Origin of the sequence: Cupriavidus sp. SIMBA_020 (assembly GCF_046535395.1) — a bacterium.
GTDB lineage: Bacteria > Pseudomonadota > Gammaproteobacteria > Burkholderiales > Burkholderiaceae > Cupriavidus > Cupriavidus campinensis.
This window is the reverse complement of sequence record NZ_JAWRWU010000002.1, coordinates 382560-399038: the sequence shown is the minus strand read 5'-3', so window position 1 is coordinate 399038 and position 16479 is coordinate 382560. Positions and strand designations below refer to the sequence as shown.

Annotated in this window: 11 protein-coding genes; 6 read left to right on the top strand and 5 right to left on the bottom strand. The window is 65.7% G+C overall.

Features of this window, described 5'->3' with window-relative positions; all coding sequences use genetic code 11:
- Together hemDX and hemC are read right to left on the bottom strand one after the other, a co-directional pair.
- A complete protein-coding gene (gene hemDX, locus SB751_RS05995) occupies positions 1-2124 on the bottom strand; it encodes a fused uroporphyrinogen-III synthase HemD/membrane protein HemX (RefSeq protein ID WP_144197971.1) in 2124 nt (707 codons plus the stop codon).
- Positions 2125-2134: 10 nt separating this feature from the next.
- A complete protein-coding gene (gene hemC, locus SB751_RS05990; protein WP_144197970.1) occupies positions 2135-3130 on the bottom strand; it encodes a hydroxymethylbilane synthase in 996 nt (331 codons plus the stop codon).
- 133 nt (positions 3131-3263) lie between these two features.
- Here hemC and ppc point away from each other — a divergent pair, with 133 nt between their 5' ends.
- The 6 genes from ppc (at position 3264) to SB751_RS05960 (ending at position 12426) form a co-directional block, all read left to right on the top strand.
- Positions 3264-6293, top strand: coding sequence for a phosphoenolpyruvate carboxylase (ppc, locus tag SB751_RS05985; RefSeq protein WP_250024757.1), 3030 nt, complete (start codon positions 3264-3266; stop codon positions 6291-6293).
- 128 nt (positions 6294-6421) lie between these two features.
- Entirely contained in the window at positions 6422-7837 is a 1416-nt protein-coding gene (argH, locus tag SB751_RS05980; protein ID WP_149135361.1) for an argininosuccinate lyase, read from the top strand.
- Between the two features lie 266 nt (positions 7838-8103).
- Complete coding sequence (locus SB751_RS05975; RefSeq protein WP_144197967.1) at positions 8104-8703, top strand: TRAP transporter small permease subunit; 600 nt, start codon at positions 8104-8106, stop codon at positions 8701-8703.
- A 12-nt stretch (positions 8704-8715) separates the two neighbouring features.
- Positions 8716-10443, top strand: coding sequence for a TRAP transporter large permease (locus tag SB751_RS05970; RefSeq protein WP_410747851.1), 1728 nt, complete (start codon positions 8716-8718; stop codon positions 10441-10443).
- A gap of 182 nt (positions 10444-10625) precedes the next feature.
- Positions 10626-11879, top strand: coding sequence for a PAAR domain-containing protein (locus SB751_RS05965; RefSeq protein WP_410747850.1), 1254 nt, complete (start codon positions 10626-10628; stop codon positions 11877-11879).
- Positions 11860-12426, top strand: coding sequence for a hypothetical protein (locus SB751_RS05960; RefSeq protein ID WP_410747849.1), 567 nt, complete (start codon positions 11860-11862; stop codon positions 12424-12426). The genes SB751_RS05965 and SB751_RS05960 overlap by 20 nt, the downstream gene beginning before the upstream one ends.
- 87 nt (positions 12427-12513) lie before the next feature.
- Here SB751_RS05960 and SB751_RS05955 read toward each other — a convergent pair whose 3' ends face one another.
- The 3 genes from SB751_RS05955 to SB751_RS05945 form a co-directional block, all read right to left on the bottom strand.
- The gene (locus SB751_RS05955; protein ID WP_149135359.1) at positions 12514-14778 is read right to left on the bottom strand and encodes an arginine/lysine/ornithine decarboxylase; all 2265 of its coding nucleotides are present in this window, start codon (positions 14776-14778) and stop codon (positions 12514-12516) included.
- A 135-nt stretch (positions 14779-14913) separates the two neighbouring features.
- A complete protein-coding gene (gene dcd / locus SB751_RS05950; protein ID WP_144197960.1) occupies positions 14914-15480 on the bottom strand; it encodes a dCTP deaminase in 567 nt (188 codons plus the stop codon).
- A 116-nt stretch (positions 15481-15596) separates the two neighbouring features.
- Positions 15597-16430, bottom strand: a complete 834-nt coding sequence (locus SB751_RS05945; RefSeq protein ID WP_144197959.1) for a formate dehydrogenase accessory sulfurtransferase FdhD — start codon at positions 16428-16430, stop codon at positions 15597-15599.
- Positions 16431-16479 lie beyond the last annotated feature (49 nt).

The following is a 16479-nucleotide window of genomic DNA, read 5'->3' as shown; positions in this document are numbered from 1 at the left end:
CTACTCCTTCTTCAGGGCACGCAGCGCGCCAAGGCTCTCGGCCATGGTCGGCAGCGACACCGAGACCGCGCTGGCCTGCGCCTGCTTGAGCAGGGTCAGCACGCCCTGCACGCGGCGCGAGCGGGTATCGAAATATCTTGAAATCAGCGCCTGGGCGGCGGCGAGGTCATTGCGGAATACCGGCTCGTTGCGCGACAGCAGCGCCAGCCGCGCGTTGAGCAGCCGCAGCTTCACGTTCTCGCGCAGGAACCAGCCCTGGTCGCCGGAGAGCAGCAGCGCGTTGGCGTCGTCCACCTTGCGGATGCGGATCACCTGCCCCATCTCGCCCAGCACGTAGTGCCAGAGGCGGGTGAAGGCGTTGCCGGCTTCGGGCGCCGGCTGGGCATTTTGTGATGCTTGCGCCGCACTGGCCGGCTTGCCACTCTCGCCCGGCGTGCGGTCGAGCATGCGCTCACCGGACAGCAGGGGCAGCACGTCGATCTGGTTGATTGATTCATCGAGCTTGATCGCGGCGCCGGTCAGGTCGGTATCCGGCACGGCCTTCATGCGGGCGATGTCGCGCGCGAGGGCCCGGCGCAGCTGGTTGTACTGCGGCTTGTCGGCGCGCGCGAGCCGGGCGTCGGCACTTTGCAGCGCAGCCAGCGCCACCTGCACGTTGCCGCTGAGCTGAAGCTGCTGGCCGGCGTTGGTCAGCAACTGCTGGATCTCGGCGATCTCCCAGTCGTCACGGTTGCGCATCAGGTCCTGGTAGACCTGTTCGAGCGCCACCTGCTTGTCGCGGGTCTCGACCACCTGGCCGTCCAGCGCGCCGACCTTGGCCTGGAGTTCCTTAACCGTTTCCTGCGCGTTGCGCGACAGCACCCGGGTCTCCTGGACCAGCGCGTCGTTGTTCTGCTGGCGCCGCGCCAGCTCCTGGGTCAGGTGTTCCACGCGCAGTTGCAGCCACCAGAAGCCCGCCGCGGTGGCCAGCACGATCACGGCGGCGACGATCCACCACGGGTTCATGCGGCGCGGTGCGCTGAAGGCGGGGGCAGCGGAGCCAGCGGGAGCACTGGCGGCAGCGCCTGTGGGCGGCGCAACGTGCGGCGGCGGGGCCGATGCCGCGGCGGCTGCGGAGGCTGATGAGGAGGAGGACGTAGTGTCTGGCGTCACGCGATCAACCTTCGTTGACGGGGAATCTGGAACCGGCGCGCGCGGGGCTGGCGTCGGGGCGACGGCCACCACCGGGGTGTCGGATGTATCTGGGCGGGCCAGCGCCTCCGCCGGCCCCGCGTGGGCATCGGCCCACTGCGTGCAGGCGGCCAGCAGGCCGGCGTCGCCGGGCGCGGCGGGCAGCACATGGGCGAAGCCCAGCGCGTTCGCCTGCGCGGCAATTCTCGCATGCGGCGCAATGCACTGCATCTGCTTCAGACGCTCGTGTTCCTGCGGCGACAGATGCAAGCGGGCCAGCGCGTCGAGGTTGCGCACGGCTTCGGAACTGGTCAACAGCCATGCGCAGGGCGGCGCGCCCGGTTTCAGGTTGTCGCGCACGGCCTGCCATTGCATGGCCGTGGGTTCCGGCAGCGTGCGGCTGTAAGCCTCCACGGCATCGACGGTGGCGCCGGCATCGCGCAGGCGGTCGCCGAGCCAGTCGCGCCCGCCGTTCCCCCGTACGATCAGCACGCGCTGGCCCGAGAACGCGCCGGGTGTGGTGTCGAGTTCGGACCAGAGCGCCTCGGAATCGAAGCGCGCCGGTTCGTTGTGGATTTCGGCGTTGCCATGCGCCCCGGCCGGGGCAATCACACGATAGGCGGGCGCGGCAATGCCGCGTTCGGCCAGCGCGGCCACGCTCGACGGCCCCACCACGGCCACTGGCACCTCGGCCGGCCATTGCGGCAGCGCCGGCGCGTTCTGCACGTGCGCCAGCGCATCGAGCGCGAACGACACCGCATTGGGGCTGACGAAGACCACCAGCGCATAGTCGGCGAGCCGGGCCAGCGCCGCACGCAGCGCGGCGTCGTCGGCAGGCGGGCCGATGGCGAGCAGGGGGAAGCCGAGCACGTCCAGTCCGGCGGACTGGAGCGCCTCGGTCAGTTGCCGGGACTGCCCGGCAGGTCGCGTAACTACGACGGTCGGGCGGGGCATCGCGCGCGCCTCAGGTCGGACCCGCCGCAGCAAGCGCCGCCAGCACGTCTTCGGCGCCGCGCGCGAGCAGGTCGCCGGCCACCGCCGCGCCGAGCTGCTCGGCTGCGTCCAGGGTGTCCACCGCGAGGGCTGCGTGCGCACGCACGTCGCGGCTGCCGTCCGGCAGCGCCACGAAGGCATCGAGTTGCAGGGCATCGCCACGCCAGCGGGCATGGGCGCCCAGCGGCACCTGGCAGCTGCCGCCCAGCCGGCGCGACACGGCGCGCTCGGCCGACACCGCCAGCAGCGTCGGGGTATGGTTCAGCGGCGCCAGCCACGCGGCCAGTTCGGGGCGATCGGAACGGATCTCGATGCCCAGCGCGCCCTGTCCGGCCGCAGGCAGCGAGGCCTCCGGCTCGATCAGCGCGCGGATTCGCTCGCCCAGCCCCAGCCGCTTCAGCCCGGCCGCAGCCAGGATGATCGCGCCGAATTCACCGGCGTCCAGCTTGCGCAGGCGAGTGTCGAGGTTGCCACGCAGCGGCTTGATGACCAGATGGGGATAGCGGGTGCGCAGGGCGGCCTCGCGGCGCAGGCTCGACGTGCCAACCACGGTGCCGGGCGGCATCACGTCCAGCGAGGCGAACTGCGACGAGACCAGCGCGTCGCGCGGGTCTTCGCGTTCCATCACGGCGGTGAGCGCGAAGCCGGCGGGCAGCTCCATCGGCACATCCTTGAGAGAATGCACGGCAAGGTCGGCGCGGCCCTCGGCCATCGCCACCTCCAGTTCCTTCACGAAGAGCCCCTTGCCGCCTACCTTGGACAGGGACTTGTCGAGAATTTGATCACCCCTTGTCGTCATGCCGAGAATAGACACATCGCACGAGGGATAGTATTGTTGCAACGCAGCACGTACATGTTCAGCCTGCCACATCGCCAGCCGGCTTTCGCGCGAGGCGATCACGAGCTTGTGCGGCATGCTGCGGGATACGGCAGCGGACGAAGAAGACGGAGACGCAGGTGCTTGCATGCGCGCATGTTAGCACGCACCCCGGCGGCCTCAGGCCCCGGAATGCGCCAGAAATCGCTTCGCTGTGCATCGGACATGACCAGGGCGCCTTCAAGGCGACCGGCACCCTATAAAAGACAGAGGAGATGACTGCATGACCCAGCCCGTCGCGCGCCCATCGGGCCGCACCCGTACCACCCCTGCCCGCAAGTCCACCAAGTCAAACCCCGTTCCGCGTGAAGCGAAAGGCACTTCCGCCGCCCCGGCGAAGCCGCGCGCCGCCCGTTCCAAGCTGGCCGTGGTGGCCGCCAATGGCGCGACGGTCGCCGATGCGGCCATCGCCGCCGTGGCCTCGCCCGCGCGCCGTACCGCCGACAAGGACCTGCCGCTGCGCGAGGACATCCGCTTCCTGGGCCGCCTGCTGGGCGACTGCGTGCGCGAGCAGGAAGGCGAGGCCGCGTTCGATCTGGTTGAGACGATTCGCCAGACCGCCGTGCGCTTCCGCCGCGAGAACGACCGCGCCGCCGGCGCCGAGCTGGACCGCCTGCTCAAGCGGCTGTCGCGCGACCAGACCAATCAGGTGGTGCGCGCCTTCAGCTATTTCTCGCACCTGGCCAATATCGCCGAGGACCAGCACCACAATCGCCGCCGCCGCGTGCATGCGCTGGCCGGCTCGCCGCCGCAGCCGGGCAGCCTGGCCCGCGCGCTGGAAGCCATCGACGCCGCCGGCGTCACCGGCAAGCAGCTGCGCAAGTTCCTCGACGAAGCGCTGATCGTGCCCGTGCTGACCGCCCACCCGACCGAGGTGCAGCGCAAGAGCATTCTCGACGCCGAACGCGAAATCGCCCGCCTGCTGGCCGAGCGCGACCTGCCGATGACCGCCCGCGAGCGCGACCACAACACGGCGCAACTGCGCGCCCGCGTGACCACGCTCTGGCAGACCCGCATGCTGCGCAACAACCGCCTGATGGTGGTGGACGAGATCGAGAACGCCCTCTCCTATTACCGCACCACCTTCCTGCACGGCATTCCGCGCCTGATGGCCGAGATGGAGGAAGACATCGCCGCCGTGTTCCCGACCAGCAAGAAGGGCAAGGCCGGCACCGCGCCGGCACCGCTCGCCCCGTTCCTGCAGATGGGCTCGTGGATTGGCGGCGACCGTGACGGCAACCCGAATGTGACTTCAGAGACGCTTCAGCACGCCGCGCGCGAGCAATCGCAGCTGATCATGGGGTGGTATCTCGACGAACTGCACGCGCTGGGCGCGGAGTTGTCGATGTCGTCGCTGATGGTGGATGTCAGCCCCGAGCTGATCGCGCTGGCCGATGCCTCGCCGGACCATTCCGACCACCGTTCCGACGAGCCGTACCGCCGCGCACTGATCGGCATGTACGCACGGCTGGCCGCCACCTCGCAGAAGCTCACCGGCCACGAGGCCCAGCGCCACCCGGTGGCAGACGTGGCGCCGTACGACAACGCCGAGGCATTCGCCGCCGATGTGCAGGTCGTGATGGATTCCCTGCGCACCCACCACGGCGTGGCGCTGGCCCAGGCGCGCATCGACGCACTCCAGCGCGCCATCGCCATCTTCGGCTTCCACCTGGCCTCGGTGGACATGCGCCAGGTGTCCGACGTCCACGAGGCCGTGATCGCCGAACTGTTCGCCGCCGCCGGCGTGGAGCGCGACTATGCCGCGCTGCCCGAGGCCCGCAAGCGCGAACTGCTGCTGGCCGAGCTGCGCCAGCCGCGCCTGCTGACCATGCCGTGGCACGAGTATTCCGAGCAGACGCGCAGCGAGCTGGCGATCTTCGCCATGGCGCGCGACCTGCGCGCCCGCTACGGCAAGCGCGTGGCCCGCAACTACATCATTTCGCATACCGAAACGCTGTCTGACCTGATCGAGGTCATGCTGCTCCAGAAAGAGTCCGGCATGCTGCGCGGCACGCTCGGCAGCAAGACCGATCCGGCGCGCATGGAGCTGATGGTCATCCCGCTGTTCGAAACCATCGAGGACTTGCGCAACGCGGCCGGCATCATGCAGTCGCTGCTGGACCTGCCCGGCTTCGACTCGGTCATCGCCCACCATGGCGTGGAACAGGAGGTGATGCTCGGCTATTCGGATTCGAACAAGGACGGCGGCTTCCTGACTTCGAACTGGGAGCTGTACAAGGCCGAACTGGCGCTGGTGAAGCTGTTCGAGGCCCGCCGCGTGAAGCTGCGGCTGTTCCATGGCCGCGGCGGCACCGTGGGGCGCGGGGGCGGGCCGACCTACCAGGCCATCCTGTCGCAGCCGCCCGGCACCGTGAACGGCCAGATCCGGCTGACCGAGCAGGGCGAGATCATCAACAGCAAGTTCGCCAATGCCGAAATCGGCCGGCGCAACCTGGAAACCGTGGTGGCGGCCACGCTGGAGGCCTCGCTGCTGCCCACGCAGAACGCGCCGAAGGACCTGGAGTCGTTCGAGGGCGTGATGCAGCAGCTGTCCGACCGTGCCTTCACCGCCTACCGCGCCCTGGTCTACGAGACCCCGGGCTTCAAGGATTACTTCTTCGCCACCACGCCGATCACCGAGATCGCCGACCTGAACCTGGGTTCGCGGCCGGCCTCGCGCAAGCTGATGGACAAGAAGAACCGCAAGATCGAGGATCTCCGCGCGATTCCCTGGGGCTTCTCCTGGGGCCAGTGCCGGCTGCTGCTCCCGGGCTGGTTCGGCTTCGGCAGCGCGGTCAAGGCGCTGGTGGACGAGGCGCCGGACGAGAAATCGCGCAAGGCCACGGTGGCCACGCTGCGCCGCATGGTCAAGAGCTGGCCGTTCTTCTCGACGCTGCTCTCGAACATGGACATGGTGCTGGCCAAGACCGACCTCGCCGTGGCCTCCCGCTACGCGCAGCTGTGCGAGGACACCGCGCTGCGCAAGAGCGTGTTCGCGCGCATCAGCGCCGAGTGGCACCTGACCAGCGACATGCTCGCGCTGATCACCGGCCGCCACGAACGGCTGGCCGACAACCCGCTGCTGGCGCGCTCGATCAAGAACCGCTTTGCCTACCTGGACCCGCTGAACCACTTGCAGGTGGAACTGCTCAAGCGCTACCGGGCCGGCAAGGACGGTGACGACGTGCGCGTGCGGCGCGGCATCCACCTGACCATCAACGGCGTGGCGGCCGGGCTGCGCAACAGCGGCTGACCGAATGTGATGTATACGCCGGTTGCCTCCCCGTGCCTTCCTGGCAGGGGGAGGTACCGACAAGCCGGTTTCGCCCGCATCAAGGCGATATAATCGCGGTTTCCGATTTTCCGCCTGCCCCACCTGCCATGACCTCCCAACTTGCCAAGAAAGGCGAAGCCTGGTCCGCCCGCTTCTCCGAACCGATGTCCGACCTGGTGAAGCGCTACACCGCATCGGTCTTCTTCGACAAGCGCCTGGCGCTGTTCGACATCGCGGGGTCGCTGGCCCATGCGGCCATGCTGGCCAAGCAAGGCATCATCGCCGAGGCGGACCGCGCCGAGATCGAGCGTGGCATGACGCAGATCCGTGGCGAGATCGAGTCCGGCGCGTTCGAGTGGAAGCTCGACCTCGAGGACGTCCACCTGAATATCGAAGCCCGCCTGACCGCGCTGGTTGGCGACGCCGGCAAGCGCCTGCACACGGGCCGCTCGCGCAATGACCAGGTGGCCACCGATATCCGCCTGTGGCTGCGCAGCGAGATCGACAACATCATCGGCCTGCTGGGCGCCCTGCGCGGCGCGCTGCTGGACCTGGCCGAACAGAACGCCGACACCATCCTGCCCGGCTTCACCCACCTCCAGGTGGCCCAGCCGGTCACCTTCGGCCACCATCTGCTGGCCTATGTGGAAATGTTCACGCGCGACACCGAGCGCATGGCCGATTGCCGAAAACGCGTCAACCGCCTGCCGCTGGGCGCCGCCGCGCTGGCCGGCACGAGCTACCCGATCGACCGGGAGTTCGTGGCGTCCCAGCTCGGTTTCGACGGCGTTTGCCGCAATTCGCTCGATGCCGTGTCCGATCGCGACTTCGCCATCGAATTCTGCGCCGCCGCCGCGCTGGTGATGACGCACGTCTCGCGTTTTTCCGAAGAACTGGTGCTGTGGATGAGCCCGCGCGTCGGCTTCATCGACATTGCCGACCGCTTCTGCACGGGCAGCTCGATCATGCCGCAGAAGAAGAACCCGGACGTGCCCGAACTCGCCCGTGGCAAGACCGGCCGCGTGAACGGCCACCTGATCGGCCTGCTGACGCTGATGAAGGGCCAGCCGCTGGCGTACAACAAGGACAACCAGGAAGACAAGGAACCGCTGTTCGACACGGTGGACACCGTGGTGGACACGCTGCGCATCTTTGCCGACATGGTGCCGGGCATCACCGTGAAGCCGGAGGCCATGCGCGCCGCCGCGCTGCAGGGCTACGCCACGGCCACCGACCTGGCCGACTACCTGGTCAAGCGCGGCCTGCCGTTCCGTGACGCCCACGAGGCCGTGGCCCACGCCGTGCGCGCCTGCGACGACCGCCGCTGCGACCTGGCCGACCTCACCGTGGCCGAGCTGCGCGAGGTCTCGGGCCTGGGCGACAAGTCCAGCCTGATCGGCGACGACGTACACGCCGTGCTGACGCTGGAAGGCTCCGTGGCCGCCCGCGATCACATCGGCGGCACGGCGCCGGCCCAGGTGCGCGCTGCCATCAAGGCCGCCCGCGCTGCGCTGCAAAGCTGATCGGTCCGCCCCGGACCTGACGAAGTTCGTAGCACCGGGGCGGCTGTCCTGCCGCCCCAACCCTCGCCCTCCCCCGCTTTCTCCCTCCCGCAGGCCCCGCGCACACCATTTTGGGGATTCGCGCAATGCGCCCTGCCTCAAATCGCGGCAAAAATGTGACGAACTGGGGATTCACCCTAGCGAAGCCGTGCATCGAAGGACGTAGACTAACGCGCCACCCCCGTATCCCCGTTAGTAGCCCCCTTAGTACCCATTAGGACGATCACATGTCTTTCCTCATGAAAATCTCGCGGCTTATCGATGCCGTGAACGATTTCATCGGGCAGTGGGCGAAATGGCTGATCCTGGTCGCAGTGCTGATCTGCGCCGGGAACGCCATCATTCGCTACAGCTTCAGTGTCAGTTCCAACGCCTGGCTCGAAATGCAGTGGTACCTGTTCGCGGGGGTCTTCCTGCTCGGGGCGCCCTACACCCTGCGTCGCGACGAGCACGTGCGCATCGACGTGGTGGCAGGCCACCTGTCCGAGCGCAAGCAGGTCTGGATCGACATCTTCGGCGTGCTGTTCTTCCTGCTGCCTATCTGCTGCATCATCCTCTGGCTGGCGATTCCGTACTTCTGGCTGTCGTATGCCGGGCACGAGATGTCAGGTAACGCCGGCGGCCTGATCCGCTGGCCCGCCAAGTTCCTGATCGTGGCGGGCTTCTTCCTGATGATCCTGCAAGGGATTTCCGAGCTGATCAAGCGCATCGCCTACCTGAAGGGCCTGCTGCCGTTCTCGGCGTTCCGCAAGCATGCGACCGATCCGGCCGAGGAAATCGCCGCCATCGCGCAGGCCGCATCGACCGGCCGGTCGGAAAAACAATAAGAGGTCGCCACGATGACGCATTTCCTTGCCGCGAACATCGCGCCGATCATGTTCGCCAGCCTGGTCGTATTCCTGCTGTCCGGGTTCCCGATTGCCTTCGCACTGGCCGCCAACGGGCTGCTGTTCGCGTTCGTCGGCATCGAGCTGGGCATGCTGCCGCCCTCGCTGCTCCAGGCGCTGCCGAGCCGGCTGTTCGGGATCATCGAGAATGACACCCTGCTCGCCATCCCGTTCTTCACCTTCATGGGGCTGATTCTGGAGCGGTCAGGCATGGCCGAAGACCTGCTCGATACCATCGGCCAGCTGTTCGGGCCGATCCGGGGCGGGCTGGCCTACGCGGTGATCTTCGTCGGGGCGCTGCTGGCGGCCACCACGGGCGTGGTGGCGGCGTCGGTGATCTCGATGGGGCTGATCTCGCTGCCGCTGATGCTGAAGTACAAGTACGACAAGCGGCTGGCCTCGGGCGTGATCGCGGCGTCCGGCACGCTGGCGCAGATCATCCCGCCGTCGCTGGTGCTGATCGTGCTGGCCGACCAGCTCGGCCGCTCGGTGGGCGACATGTACAAGGGCGCGTTCGTGCCCGGCCTGGTGCTGACCGGCCTGTACATGCTTTACGTGCTGATGGTGACGCTGATCCGCCCGGCCGCCGCGCCGGCGCTGCCGATCGAGGCGCGCACCTTCCGCGAGTCCAGCGGGGCCACCGGCTCGCGCTCGGTGCTGGTGCTGACCGTGCTGTCCATCGCCGTGGGCGTGGCGGTCGACAAGCTCTACAAGCCCGAGGCGCCGCTGGATGAACGCCTGGTGATTTCGGTGGGCGCGGCCATCCTGTTCGCCTTCGTCGTGGCGGTAATCAACAGGACGCTGAACCTGAAGCTGCTGTCGAACATGGCGGAAAAGGTCACGTTTGTGCTGATTCCGCCACTCGCGCTGATCTTCCTGGTGCTCGGCACAATCTTCCTCGGCATTGCCACCCCCACCGAGGGCGGCGGCATGGGCGCACTCGGCGCGCTGGTGCTGGCGATGATCAAGGGACGCCTGAACCTGAGCCTGACCAAGCAGGCGATGGAGTCCACGCTGAAGCTGTCGGCCTTCGTGATCTTCATCCTGATCGGTGCCCGGGTGTTCTCGCTGACGTTCTATGGCGTGGACGGCCACCTCTGGGTGGAACACCTGCTGACGGCGCTGCCGGGCGGCCAGACCGGCTTCCTGATCGCGGTGAACGTGCTGTTCTTCCTGCTGGCGTTCTTCCTGGACTTCTTCGAGCTGGCGTTCATCCTGGTGCCGCTGGTGGGCCCGGTGGCGGACAAGCTCGGCATCGACCTGATCTGGTTCGGCGTGCTGCTGGCAGTGAACATGCAGACCTCGTTCATGCACCCGCCGTTCGGCTTCTCGCTGTTCTACCTGCGCTCGGTGGCGCCGCGCGAGGTCAAGACCACGGACATCTACTGGGGCGCGGTGCCATTCGTCGTGATCCAGCTGGTCATGGTGGCGCTGATCATCGTGTTCCCGGGGCTGGTCAGCACCGGCAAGGTGGTCCAGCAGGACCGCAGCATCACGCGTGACCTGAGTATCGACCTGGAATCCCGCCAGCCTGCGGCGCCATCGGCACCGGCCTCCCCGGCCCCGGGGGCACCAGCGCCGGGTGCCTCGGGCAGTGGGCAGTTGGAGTTGCCAGCACCGTCGCAGGACAGCGAACCGGCCGCGCCGCAGTTCGAGTTCGAGTTCGAGAAGAAAAAGTAGCGGTGCGCAGCTGACGCGTGTGCCTCGCCTTCACGAGGTCGCGGCGCACTGACGAACCCCACACTTTCCGGAGTGTGGGGTTTTGTTTTTGGTGCGGAGCAAGTTGAGCAAAAGCAATAGTTGGCATGCGTGGATTCGGTAGTGTCGATGCTCTCCGTCGAACTGCCAACGAGGAAACATGCATGCTCCCTGTCGCTCGACTGGGCGATATGCATCTCTGCCCAATTCATGGCACTTCAGCCATAACATCCGCTTCCGCCGATTCCAACGTCAATCATTTTGGCGCCGCGCGCGTTGGCGACGCCTGCGCCTGCGGTGCAGTCCTGACTGCAGGCTTTCCGTCCATCACCGTCGGCAATTTGCCGTTGGCCTATTCGGGCAGCCCGACCACTCACGGCGGGACCATCACCTCAGGCAGCTTCGATACGGCCGGAGGCTTCCTTTGGGGCGGTACGGCTAGCCATGTCGTCGTCGACTTTGCCAAGATGGGCGCCGTGCACCCGGGTGGGTTGGTGAATCGATCGCTGATGGCCGCGCTATTGGCCGATCCGCATCTGGAGCAGCGTGCCGCAATGGCGGGGGCATTGTTGATGCGCCCCGGGAATATCGCCGCTTCATCGACGCCCGAATGGATCGCGGTCGCCGGGAGCCAGCACGACCGGGGTTCAGGTAACAAGATGATGTTTATCGGTCAGGCCGTGCGCGAGCTGGCCGAATTCAGGCGCCACAAGGCCGCATCGACAAGGACGCTGGTGTTGTTCACGCCGGCGTATAGCGAAGCCATGCTAGAAGCTGCGGCGAAGTCGGCCGATGCCTATGGGGCGGCTCTTGTTCGCGTAACGAGCGCCGATGCGCTGATTCAATATCTGAACCATGGCAAGGACCGGAAGCAGTCGCCGATCGAGCGCCTGTCCTTGTTCAGTCATGGCGTGCCTCAACGCATCGCTTTCGGTTATCAGCTCGGCGACGATGCGCGAATGTCTCTCGATGTGCTGAACTGCCAGAAGATTTCCCAGTCGGCGTTCTCCAGCTCGGCACGGGTCGACAGCTATGCCTGCCGGACCGGTATGGGCAATCGCCCGGATTACCCGATCGAGGAAGGTGTCCAATTCTTTCCGCAAACCAATGAAAGCCTGGCGCAATTGCTGGCTAACCATTTGCGAGTGAAGGTGCGCGCCTATATTCGCAGGTCGGATTACAAGAACACCTGGGGGACGTTCGAAGAGCGCCAGTTAGGCAGGTTGTGCAAGAGCAGCGATAACGCCTTGCCTGCGGAAGAATGGTGCAGGAAGTGGGTTGCACTAGACGTGGAGCGGAAAGAATCCAACGAGAAACAGAAGTTTACCTATCAGATCATTGGCGCAACTTACCCCGTAGTCTCTGGCGAAACACCCTTTGGCGTACCAGGAGGTCAATTTGAGTTTCTTCCGAAGTAAGATCTTCTGGATTGCAGCAGCCATTTTAGTGGCTATTGGATACAACGGATTAAAAATGGTAATGAGCGTATACAAGACGGATTTTGGTAACGGTGTCGTGGTCTATGCTGACGATTATGTGAAGACTGGTCGCTGGGTATTTGATTGCGAATACTCCCGACTGGTCAGCCGCGAACCTTTGCCAGTTCCATTCTCCGATTTTGAGCACACCCAGGAATTCAACATTTGGGGCGGATACTTAAAGAAAGCGGATGAACAACCCGCCAAGGAGGCGCTAGCGGCCATTACAAGCGTTCCCCATTGGTATAAGAATCTGCGCTATCTCTACTCTGGACTTGATGATCACAGCGACTTGAGTGCTCACATATTCGACCTGATAGCCGAACATGCTGGCCGGTCATGGGGCGTGAGAGTTCGCCAATCTCTCAGCTATTACGGCAAGACTCAGGGCTTTACCTTGTCTATCGAACCCTACGACCCCGAAACCTACGTGGACTACGACAAGGCGTTTCAAGCCGCCATCAAAAGTTGCCCTGCGCCGCAATGAACCCACAAAAAGTGAAGTGATACGGACGCCAACAAAAAAACGCCTCGCAATCGCGAGGCGTCTTTCTTGGTTCGAGTGAGGCCCGGCTTACTGCTTCACGCAATCCACAAAATAAGCCTTCTGGCCATCCACGTCGTCTTCCACCAGACCGTGGATGTCTGTCTCGAAGCCCGGGAACAGCTTGTTGAACTCGCGCGCGAACTTCAGGTACTGGACGATGGTCCGGTTGAAGCGCTCGCCCGGAATCAGCAGCGGAATGCCCGGCGGGTACGGCGTCAGCAGGATGGCGGTGACGCGGCCTTCCAGTTCGTCCACAGGCACGCGCTCGATCTCGCGGTGGGCCATCATCGCCCAGGCGTCGGACGGCTTCATGGCCGGCTCCATGTCCGACAGGTACATCTCCGTCGTCACACGCGCCACGTCGTTGGCCTTGTAGACGCTGTGGATCGCGTCGCAGAGATCACGCAGGCCCATGCGCTCGTACTGCGGGTACTTGCCGACGAACTCCGGCAGCACGCGCCAGAGCGGCTGGTTCTGGTCGTAATCGTCCTTGAATTGTTGCAATTCAGTGACCAGCGAGTTCCAGCGGCCCTTGGTGATGCCGATGGTGAACATGATGAAGAACGAGTACAGGCCCGTCTTCTCGATGATGATGCCGTGCTCGGCCAGGTACTTGGTGACGATGGCCGCCGGGATGCCGCGCTCGCTGAACTCGCCGTCCACGTCCAGCCCCGGGGTGATCAGGGTGGCCTTGATCGGGTCGAGCAGGTTGAAGCCGTCGGCCAGGTCGCCAAAGCCGTGCCAGCGCTCGTTGGCCTGCAGGATCCAGGCCTCGCGGTCACCGATGCCGTCTTCGATCAGCGCGTCCGGGCCCCAGACCTTGAACCACCAGTCGCCGTTGTTGCCGGCCTCGTAGTCGCCCTCCACCTTGCGCATGGCACGGCGGAAGTCCATCGCCTCCTGGATGCTTTCCTCGACCAGCGCGGTGCCGCCGGGGGCTTCCATCATCGCCGCCGCCACATCGCACGAGGCGATGATCGAGTACTGCGGGCTCGTCGAGGTATGCATCAGGTAGGCCTCGTTGAACCGGTAGCGGTCCAGCTTGCGGGTCTCGGAGTCCTGCACCAGAATCTGGGACGCCTGCGACAGCCCTGCCAGCAGCTTGTGGGTGGACTGTGTGGCGAACACCAGCGCGTCCTTGCTGCGCGGGCGGTCGCGGCCAATCGCGTGCATGTTGCGGTAGAAGTCGTGGAAGGCGGCGTGCGGCAGCCAGGCTTCGTCGAAATGCAGCGTGTCGATCTCGCTCGCCAGCATCTCCTTGATCTGCTCGGCGTTGTACAGCACGCCGTCGTAGGTGCCCTGGGTGATCGTCAGGATACGCGGCTTCTGGTTCTTGGCCTTGCTGGCGAACGGGTGGTTGGCGATCTTGCGGCGGATCGTCTCCGGGTCGAACTCGCTCTTCGGAATCGGGCCGATGATGCCGTAGTGGTTGCGCGTCGGCATCAGGAACACCGGAATCGCGCCAGTCATCATGATCGCGTGCAGGATCGACTTGTGGCAGTTGCGGTCCACCACCACGATGTCCCCCGGGGCCACGTTGGCGTGCCAGACCATCTTGTTCGAGGTCGACGTGCCGTTGGTCACGAAGTACATGTGGTCCGAGTTGAAGATCCGCGCGGCATTGCGCTCGGACGCCGCCACCGGGCCGGTGTGGTCCAGCAGCTGGCCCAGTTCGTCCACGGCGTTGCAGACGTCGGCGCGCAGCATGTTCTCGCCGAAGAACTGGTGGAACACCTGCCCCACCGGGCTCTTCAGGAACGCCACGCCGCCCGAGTGTCCCGGGCAGTGCCACGAGTACGAGCTGTCCTGCGCGTAGGCGATCAGGGCCTTGAAGAACGGCGGCGCCAGGGTGTCCAGGTAGACGCGGGCTTCGCGGATGATGTGACGCGCCACGAACTCGGGCGTGTCCTCGAACATGTGGATGAAGCCGTGCAGCTCGCGCAGGATATCGTTGGGGATATGGCGCGAGGTGCGCGTCTCGCCGTACAGGAAGATCGGCAGGTCCGAATTACGGCGGCGCACTTCGTTCACGAACGCGCGAAGTTTCTCGATGGCGGCGGCTTCGGGCTGGTCGTCGGCGCGCACGAACTCGTCGTCGTCGATCGAGACGATGAACGACGATGCCCGGCTGGACTGCTGGGCGAACGACGTCAGGTCGCCGTAGCTGGTCAAGCCCATCACTTCCATGCCTTCGCGCTCGATGGCCTCTGCCAGCGCGCGGATGCCCGAGCCGGAAATGTTCTCGGAGCGGAAGTCTTCATCGATGATGATGACGGGGAAGCGGAATTTCATCGGGCAATCCTTGATGAGAAGGCTTTGGAAAGACTTGAGCCACATGGCCGCCGGAAGGTTCTTCCAGGCGGCGTCATGTGGCTCTTTCGTCAAATAGTGGCGGCCGTCGGTCCGGACGCCGGCATTGTAATGCGGTCAGGTCTTGGGCAATGTGACACCGTGCTGGCCCTGGTACTTGCCGCCGCGGTCAGCGTACGAGGTCTCGCAGATTTCGTCGCTCTCGAAGAACAGCACCTGGGCGCAGCCCTCGCCGGCGTAGATCTTGGCGGGTAGCGGGGTGGTGTTCGAGAACTCCAGCGTCACGTAGCCTTCCCACTCCGGCTCAAACGGGGTCACGTTGACGATAATGCCGCAGCGCGCGTACGTGCTCTTGCCCAGGCAGATGGTCAGCACGCTGCGCGGAATGCGGAAGTACTCCATCGTGCGGGCCAGCGCGAACGAGTTCGGCGGGATGATGCAGACATCGCCCTTGAAGTCCACGAAGGACTTCTCGTCGAAGTTCTTCGGATCGACGATGGTGCTGTTGATATTGGTGAAGATCTTGAACTCGTCCGCGCAGCGAATATCGTAGCCGTAGCTCGACGTGCCGTAGGAGACGATCTTGCGGCCGTCCTGCTCCCGCACCTGGCCGGGCGCGAACGGCTCGATCATGGCGTGCTGTTCCGCCATGCGGCGGATCCACTTGTCGGATTTGATGCTCATATAGGCTGGCGGAATGGACAATGGGCAGCGCCCGGCCGGGCCGGTGCCGCTGGAATGGGCCGCATTGTACAACCAATCCGGCTGCCAACCGCCTCCGGCGGCCCCCCGGCGCGCCTTCAGGCCGGCGCGGCCGCCTCGGGCTGGCTGTGGCGGAAGCGCTCCCGCCCGGTATACAACAGGAAATGCTTGCCGGTGCAGCGCGCGAACAGGCTCAGGTTGACCCGCTGGGCCATCTGGTAGCCCATCTGGGTGACCCCGGAGCGGGACAGCAGGAATGGAATGCCCATCTGCGCACCCTTGATCACCATCTCGGAGGTCAGCCGGCCCGTGGTGTAGAAGACCTTGTCCTCGCCCGTCATGCCTTCCAGCCACATCCTGCCGGCGATGGCATCCACCGCGTTGTGCCGGCCTACGTCCTCCACGAACATCAGCAGCTCGCTCCCCCGGAACAGCGCGCAGCCGTGCACCGACCCGGCCTGCTTGTAGACCGACTGCTGCAGGCGGATGGTGTCGATGATCGCGTAGAGGGTTTCCTGGGTGAGCGTGGCGTCGCCGGGCAGGCGGATGTTGTCCACCTCGTCCAGCAGCGAGCCGAACACCGTGCCCTGCCCGCATCCCGTGGTCACCACGCGGCGCGCGGTGCGTTCCTCGATGCGGTCCACGCCGGTGCGGGTGGTCACGGCGGCCGATTCGGTCTCCCAGTCCACCTGGATCGCGGCGATATCCTCGATGGATTCCACCAGCCGCTGGTTGCGCAGGTAGCCCAGCACCAGGTGCTCGGGCGAACCGCCCAGCGTCATCAGGGTCACCAGTTCGCGTTTGTCGAGGTAGACCGTCAGCGGCCGCTCGCCCGGCAGCCAGGCCGGCCGCACGCGGCCTTGTTCGTCAACGACCTCCACCTCCTCGATCAGCGGCACGGCGGCATGGGTCAACTCGGGGCGCAGGGACATGGGGCTGGGGGGCGGGGGCGGGATAGGTGCCGGCCCGTGGCGGGTTGCC

Excerpts from the sequence above, each read along its gene's own strand:
- hemDX (WP_144197971.1), bottom strand. The coding sequence starts at position 2,124 with ATGCCCCGCCCGACCGTCGTAGTTACGCGACCTGCCGGGCAGTCCCGG.
- hemC (WP_144197970.1), bottom strand. The coding sequence starts at position 3,130 with ATGCAAGCACCTGCGTCTCCGTCTTCTTCGTCCGCTGCCGTATCCCGC.
- ppc (WP_250024757.1), top strand. The coding sequence starts at position 3,264 with ATGACCCAGCCCGTCGCGCGCCCATCGGGCCGCACCCGTACCACCCCT.
- argH (WP_149135361.1), top strand. The coding sequence starts at position 6,422 with ATGACCTCCCAACTTGCCAAGAAAGGCGAAGCCTGGTCCGCCCGCTTC.
- SB751_RS05975 (WP_144197967.1), top strand. The coding sequence starts at position 8,104 with ATGTCTTTCCTCATGAAAATCTCGCGGCTTATCGATGCCGTGAACGAT.
- SB751_RS05970 (WP_410747851.1), top strand. The coding sequence starts at position 8,716 with ATGACGCATTTCCTTGCCGCGAACATCGCGCCGATCATGTTCGCCAGC.
- SB751_RS05965 (WP_410747850.1), top strand. The coding sequence starts at position 10,626 with ATGCTCCCTGTCGCTCGACTGGGCGATATGCATCTCTGCCCAATTCAT.
- SB751_RS05955 (WP_149135359.1), bottom strand. The coding sequence starts at position 14,778 with ATGAAATTCCGCTTCCCCGTCATCATCATCGATGAAGACTTCCGCTCC.
- dcd (WP_144197960.1), bottom strand. The coding sequence starts at position 15,480 with ATGAGCATCAAATCCGACAAGTGGATCCGCCGCATGGCGGAACAGCAC.
- SB751_RS05945 (WP_144197959.1), bottom strand. The coding sequence starts at position 16,430 with ATGTCCCTGCGCCCCGAGTTGACCCATGCCGCCGTGCCGCTGATCGAG.